General features: G+C 66.8%; 7 protein-coding genes. 1 reads left to right on the plus strand and 6 read right to left on the minus strand.

Annotated features, from left to right (window positions below; translation table 11 throughout):
• Positions 1–357: 357 nt before the first annotated feature.
• The 6 genes from IZR01_RS47755 to IZR01_RS47780 form a co-directional block, all read right to left on the minus strand.
• Positions 358–1,821, minus strand: a complete 1,464-nt coding sequence (locus tag IZR01_RS47755) for a replication initiator (protein WP_194927724.1) — start codon at positions 1,819–1,821, stop codon at positions 358–360.
• Positions 1,822–2,113: 292 nt separating this feature from the next.
• Positions 2,114–2,263 carry a hypothetical protein gene (locus IZR01_RS47760; protein WP_194927725.1) on the minus strand — a complete coding sequence of 50 codons (150 nt, stop codon included), beginning with the start codon at positions 2,261–2,263 and terminating at the stop codon, positions 2,114–2,116.
• Positions 2,263–2,505: a hypothetical protein gene (locus IZR01_RS47765; protein ID WP_194927726.1), complete on the minus strand. Its 243-nt coding sequence runs from the start codon at positions 2,503–2,505 to the stop codon at positions 2,263–2,265. The genes IZR01_RS47760 and IZR01_RS47765 overlap by 1 nt, the downstream gene beginning before the upstream one ends.
• A complete protein-coding gene (locus IZR01_RS47770; RefSeq protein ID WP_194927727.1) occupies positions 2,502–3,887 on the minus strand; it encodes an FtsK/SpoIIIE domain-containing protein in 1,386 nt (461 codons plus the stop codon). Before IZR01_RS47770 ends, IZR01_RS47765 begins: the two co-directional genes overlap by 4 nt.
• A gap of 4 nt (positions 3,888–3,891) precedes the next feature.
• Positions 3,892–4,044 (minus strand): hypothetical protein, encoded by a 153-nt coding sequence (locus IZR01_RS47775; RefSeq protein WP_194927728.1) that lies wholly within the window; start codon positions 4,042–4,044, stop codon positions 3,892–3,894.
• Between the two features lie 47 nt (positions 4,045–4,091).
• Positions 4,092–4,523, minus strand: coding sequence for a hypothetical protein (locus IZR01_RS47780; protein ID WP_194927729.1), 432 nt, complete (start codon positions 4,521–4,523; stop codon positions 4,092–4,094).
• A gap of 416 nt (positions 4,524–4,939) precedes the next feature.
• Between IZR01_RS47780 and IZR01_RS47785 the strand changes: the two genes are divergently transcribed.
• Positions 4,940–5,644: a GntR family transcriptional regulator gene (locus IZR01_RS47785; RefSeq protein WP_194927730.1), complete on the plus strand. Its 705-nt coding sequence runs from the start codon at positions 4,940–4,942 to the stop codon at positions 5,642–5,644.
• Positions 5,645–5,794: the final 150 nt, after the last annotated feature.

The following is a 5,794-nucleotide window of genomic DNA, read 5'->3' on the forward strand; positions in this document are numbered from 1 at the left end:
CCCCCGCCCCCTCCGCCCACCGCCACAGTCACGCGCGTGGTCACCACTGCAAGGCGATAAGACCCAGGCGGAACAAGGGCTGAGACCGTGAAAGGAGCGCTTCGCGCCCTTCTCTACCAGCGGTCGGCTCGGGTGGTACACGAGTTTCCGTGCGCCATCACCGTTCATCTCCCCGCGTTCCCCGGCCGCCCCGGCCCGTGCGCACCCTACGCCCGAGCGTGACATTGATCCGGGCCCACTTCTCATCCGACCATGGCGGAAGACGCCGAGCCCATTCCGCTGCCCACGCCCGCAACGCCTTCGCCGCCTCCTCCTCTCCGCCCGGAACCGCGTGATCACTCCGATTCGGCTTATCGGTCACTCGGCACCACGCCCACGAGCCAGCCCATCGGCGCTATCCTGCGCCACCTCGCGGTTGTACTCGGCTTCCTCACCGATCCCCGCCGCCTGCTCCGCGATGGTGGCGTTTGGCCATCCCTGCCATGCGTAGCGCCACTGGCTATCGCGTACTGTCTCCTCGTCTTCGATGCCGGGCCGTAGCGCGCCTCGGAAGTCCGCGCGTGCCTGGCGTAGGGCTGTGAAGGTGCTGGAGTAGCGGCGGGTCTTGGTCAGTGGTTGCCCGCCGAATCCCAGCATGTGTGTCCAGCGATGCAGACCCAGCGCCTCATATGGCGCGAGCGCACCGACTGTGCGGCACGTGTACATCAGTGCCCGTACATGGTCGGTGCGTGCCAGCGCGGCTATCTGTGATCGGTGCGTGATTGGTCGATCGGCGCCGTGAGCGTCCTCTGTCCCTTTGGTGACATATTTTGCGAGGTAGCCGGCTGCGCGTTCCGCTGGCAGCCCGGTATCGAGCACGATGGGTCGGGCGTCGAGTTGTTGCCCGAAGTGCAGTACGGGGGCGCCGATCTCGACCGTTTCGGCCAGGCGGAGCCGTGCTGTTGAGGCTGCCTGTCCTATGGCATCGGCGAGTAGTTCGGCCGTGGCCCACGCGGGTGGTTCCAGCGATCTGTCTTCGGGGCCGTCCAGGCGGAAGGCCGCGTGGAAGTGGACGAGTCCGCGTGCCTGGTATTCGGCGACTCGGACGTATTCGACGCGGAGGGTGCGCCGGATATGCGGCCTGGGGATCTCGCCGGCACGGGCGAGTCGCCAGTACAGGAAGTCGACCATCCGCGCCCATAGCGCCGAGGCCCCGGCGTTCCACAGCACATGTCCGGGGTAGTCGTAGCAGGCTACGCATAGTGGCTGTCCGATCAGCAGGTCTTCGGGTGCGTGCCGTTGTTGGCAGGTCATCGGGATCCCGTGGGGGCACCGTGGCTTGCCCCGCCGAGCCCGGCACACGTCCCTAGGCCGGTCGGGGTTGGGGCGTCGGTGCACCGGGCCGAAGGACGGTGCGGTGAGCGTGGCGAACACCAACGGATGACCGGACACCACGTCTGGGACTCCCTTGCCGCCAGACAGTCCCGCGCGCACCAGCTGAAACGCGTCCCCGGCATACAGCCGCGAACATGAGGCGCATCGGGTGGCTCGCCGGTTCATGCAGCGCAGCGGGATCGCGCCGAACGGGGTTCCCGCTGACGACCACGACGAGACGATTTCCCCGGTCGCGACTGCGACCAGCAGTGTCCGGCCAGATAGCCAGACCGGGTTTTCACACGCGCCGACGTCCCGAATCTGTTGCTCAATCGCGGGATAGTCCGGCCGGGACAGCAGCTCAAACCAGCCGCGATCCTCGATCGGGATCAACGTCAGCTGATCCGCGTTCGGCGTGGCCGAGGCGTTGGTGGATGTTGCGACATTAGGCCCTGTGTTCTGGGGCACGTCTGCTTCTCCTTGCAGACCGAGCAGCGCCGGCCGGAGAAGCCGGCAGGCACCGCATGACGATGCGGACGGCACGCGCGGGGACCGTTGGAGGCATCAGGGAGAAGGCAGAAGACTTGGGGTATCGCGGCGGAGGCGCCCAGGCCGATGGACAGTCGGCAGGGCCGAGGGCCGCAGGTGCGTGTTCTAGCTAGTTCTGTCGCAAGGTGGTTGTGATGCGCGCATGAGGTTAGGGGCGGGGACGCCGGACCCGAGTCGAGTTCGGTCCGGCGCCCCCAGATGGCGCTGTTCCCTAGGAGTGGTTCGAGCCCAGGAGCAGGCTTGTCAGCAGCAGCATGACCAGCCCGATTCCCAGCCAGTAGGCGACGTGTCGGCGGTAGGCCACGAGGCCGATTGCGGCCAGCAGCCACAGCAGCGTGACGGTGTCCGAATCACGGCTCATCACGGACCACTGCTCCACGGCGCCGAGGGTGCACCCGGTGCGATCGGCACGCCGTTCTTCGCCGCATGCGCGTAGAAGACGGAGTGCAGCGCTGCACTGATCGCAGCCCCGAACATCGAGGAGGCCAGGGTGAACCCGAACAGGCCCACGATGATCGCTTCGAGGATCTTGACCGTTCGTGCCCGGAGCATGAGAAACGTCGCGATCCCGAACAGCAACGCAGCTGACGTATTCACGATCATGACGTCTCACCCCCGGGACGGTCGAAGTCACTCAGACCCGGCAGCCACACCCGTTGGTGCGCGTAGTCGGTGGTGATCCGCTGCGCCTGTTCCGCGCCGATGTTCGCCGAACGCGCCCGCATCCACCCGCCCTCATTGGTGGTGGTGATGGCCACGCCTCGCTCCAGCGGACCAATGCTCTGCGCGGCGATCACCGCGTCAGGGAACTTGTCCCCGAGCGTCATCTTGACCGTCTCTGAATCCGCGACGCGGTGGCAGATCCGTCCACCGAGCTGCGCACGCAGCATGGTCACGCCCGGCCCCAGGTCCGACCCGACCCGTTGACCGGCCACCAGCAGATGCACCCCGAGGGTTGCGCCCAGCTGAGCCAGACGAACCAGGTTGGTTGAGCAGGCCAGCGCGTCCGCTTTGCCCTTGGGATCGGTGGCCAGGTACAGCTCTGCCAGCTCATCAACCAGCACCACGATCGGTACCGGTCGGATCTGCTCTGGCAGGTCCCAGATCGACCGGACTTTGGCGACGCGACACTGCACTGTGCGCTCCAGCACCACATCAACCAGGTGACCCAGCACCCGCACCGCCGCCGGCCGATCCGTGGCCAGCGCCGAGAGCCGCGCCGTGTAGTTGCCCAGTTCCATACCGCCTTTCAGGTCGATACCGACCAGCGCGACCGGACGCGGCGCCAGCTCCACCACCGCCGCGTTCATGAGCGTTGACTTCCCTGATTGTGTGGCGCCGGTGATCAGCCAGTGCGGCAGTAGCCGCAGATCCAGCACCCACGAGCTTCCGTCCTCCAAAAGCCCGACGAATATCCGCAGGAGCTTCGCGGCCGCTGCCGCGCCCGGCGTCTCCTCCGACTCGGCAGTCACCGACACCCCGAACCAGGGCCGCCCGTGGTGCTTACGCCGTGCCAGTGCCCCCGGCGCTGTGATGTTCGCCAGCGGATCCCGCGCCGAGATCGTGAACTCGACCTCACCGCGAGCCGGAGACGACACCCGCACCGAATGCACCCGCCACGCGTGCGACATCGCCTCAGCAGCGTCAACAAACTCATCAGGGGTTTGACCCGGCAGGATCCGCGCCCGCACCGTCACCGAGTACGGCCGGGGCCAACCCACGTGCAGCCGGGGAACCACTGGATCAAGTTCCTTACCCTTGACCAGAATCCCGCCGATCATGGCGTGTGCCCGCTTGCGCGTCACCGCCAGGTCACACTCCCAGGCCAGCTGACGCCAGGTGAACCGGATCCGCACCCACAGAATCGGGAACGATACGGCGTACCACCACGTCTTCGGGTAGCGTTCGCGCACCATCGGTGCGGTAACCAGCAGCACAGCGACCGCCAGGAGCGCCGCCACCGACAGGGCAGAGTTCGACGACATCGCCTCAGCCCTCCCCGGTTTGCATGGCCTCAGCGCGCAGGCCCGCGAAGTCCGACAGCGCTGTTCCCACGGTGCAGATCTGGAACAGGTAGCCGCTGCACTCAGCGCGCTTCCCCGCCCTCTCGGCGCCCTCGGCCAGCTCTACGAGCTTCGCCAAGGATTCGACACCTTCCCTGATTCGGCGTATCGCCTCACCCGGGCAACTCACGCCGACTCACCGGCCTTGGCCGTCCGAGGCCCGCCGGCCGGGGGTGTCGTGGACGGGGTCGACGCGGTACGCGCCGCAGTGGCCGGTGCCGCGTTCCCTGCCCCGGGACCGGTGGCCCTGGAAGCGGACTCGGCGCGGAAGGCCAGGCCAGATCGGCCGTTCTGCTCCCAGTAGGTGACGATCAGCCCGTCCAGCGTGATCACGTCGCCCTCGGAGACGTCCGGTGCGCTCATCCCGCGCACCTTGACCTCTATAGCGCTGGCGCGCCGCTGGCCCTCCCGACGTACGGCCACTGACAGCAGGTAGTCCCGCTCCCCGGTCTTGGGGTTGATCTTGATCTCGCCGGTGTCGAAATCGACCACCGGTTCGGGGTCGGCGATCAGGCGAGGCCTGATCCAATCGCCGATGTCCACTCTGACGTTCTGCACGTTCACGCTCCCGTGTCCAGGGCCGCATGGCCCGCTTCTGAGTCGGTCACGACCGTCCAGGCCGCGCCCGGTTCCGCAACCACGCAGGTCACCGGCCGAATGAACCCCGGCCGGCACCCCGCGCAGGTACCGAACCCCCTTGACGAGAGCGCGCATCAGTTCTCAACACATAGGACGTCACTCGTCATGATGAGTTCAGTCCAGAGGCTACCCCCTCTTTGACAGACGTCGGTCATCACTTATCATGACGAGCGTAGGCCGATGGGGTACCAAAGTGCAGGTGGCAGGGTTCTGATACACCGGAACCGGCCCACGCGGACGCTACGCAGACTCAAGAACCGTTACCGAAACGTTACCGGTCGAGCGGGGCCGGACCAGCGCAACGATGCGCCTCACAGAACCGAGGATGGCCGGACATGGCACGGATCGTCAGAAACGATGCGCTGTACAAGCAGGTAACCGACGCCATCCGCGACGACATCACCGAAGGCGTCTACCAGTCGGGGGAGGCCCTACCCTCCGAGGCCCGGATGATCGATCAGTACGGGGTCTCCCGAACCACCCTGCGCCAAGCCTTGGTCATCCTCCGCACCGAGGGACTGATCGAGATCCAGCACGGCCGAGGCAGCTTCGTCCGCAGCCGCAACACCGCCGCCACCGTCCTGCACCGCCCCCGCACCCAACCCCTGCAAGCAATCGGCGAACCACGGATCTACCGCCAAGACGCCGACGCCACCACCGCGACACTCATCGGCGTCCCCGAAGGCAGCGCGCTGTACGTCTGCGAAACCACCGCCACGGAACCAACCAACGGCCGCAGAGTCCTTACCCGGACCGTGCTTCCGTTCGCCGCAGCCGAGGGCACCGAGCTAGAAACCGACCCGTTCCCCGAACGCCCGGCCCAGCTCGCCAGGCTTTCCGCGCGTCACGGCCGACTCACCGCCACCGAATACGTGCAAGCGCGCATGCCCACCCCCGACGAGACCACAGCCCTAGCACTACCGGACATCACACCGATTCTTGAAACCACACTCGTCACCGTCGCCAAAGGCAAGACCGTACTCGCCGAAACCGAGACCACCACCGCCGAAGGCAACCGACTCGCCTACCCAGCCAGGTAGCCACCACTGGCCGAACATCTACGTCCAGCGCACTGACCACGCATCCTCCACGCATCCTCCACGCGTGATCCACGCCGTGTCGGCGGCCGGCGGAGCCGTACCCCACCCCCGCCCCCCTCTCCTATTCACATCTCCCAGCCCCCGAGGCGT

This window comes from Catenulispora pinisilvae (genome assembly GCF_015356865.1).
GTDB lineage: Bacteria > Actinomycetota > Actinomycetes > Streptomycetales > Catenulisporaceae > Catenulispora > Catenulispora pinisilvae.

Coding starts and splice junctions, on each gene's coding strand:
- IZR01_RS47760 (WP_194927725.1), bottom strand. CDS start 2,263: ATGAGCCGTGATTCGGACACCGTCACGCTGCTGTGGCTGCTGGCCGCA.
- IZR01_RS47765 (WP_194927726.1), bottom strand. CDS start 2,505: ATGATCGTGAATACGTCAGCTGCGTTGCTGTTCGGGATCGCGACGTTT.
- IZR01_RS47770 (WP_194927727.1), bottom strand. CDS start 3,887: ATGTCGTCGAACTCTGCCCTGTCGGTGGCGGCGCTCCTGGCGGTCGCT.
- IZR01_RS47785 (WP_194927730.1), top strand. CDS start 4,940: ATGGCACGGATCGTCAGAAACGATGCGCTGTACAAGCAGGTAACCGAC.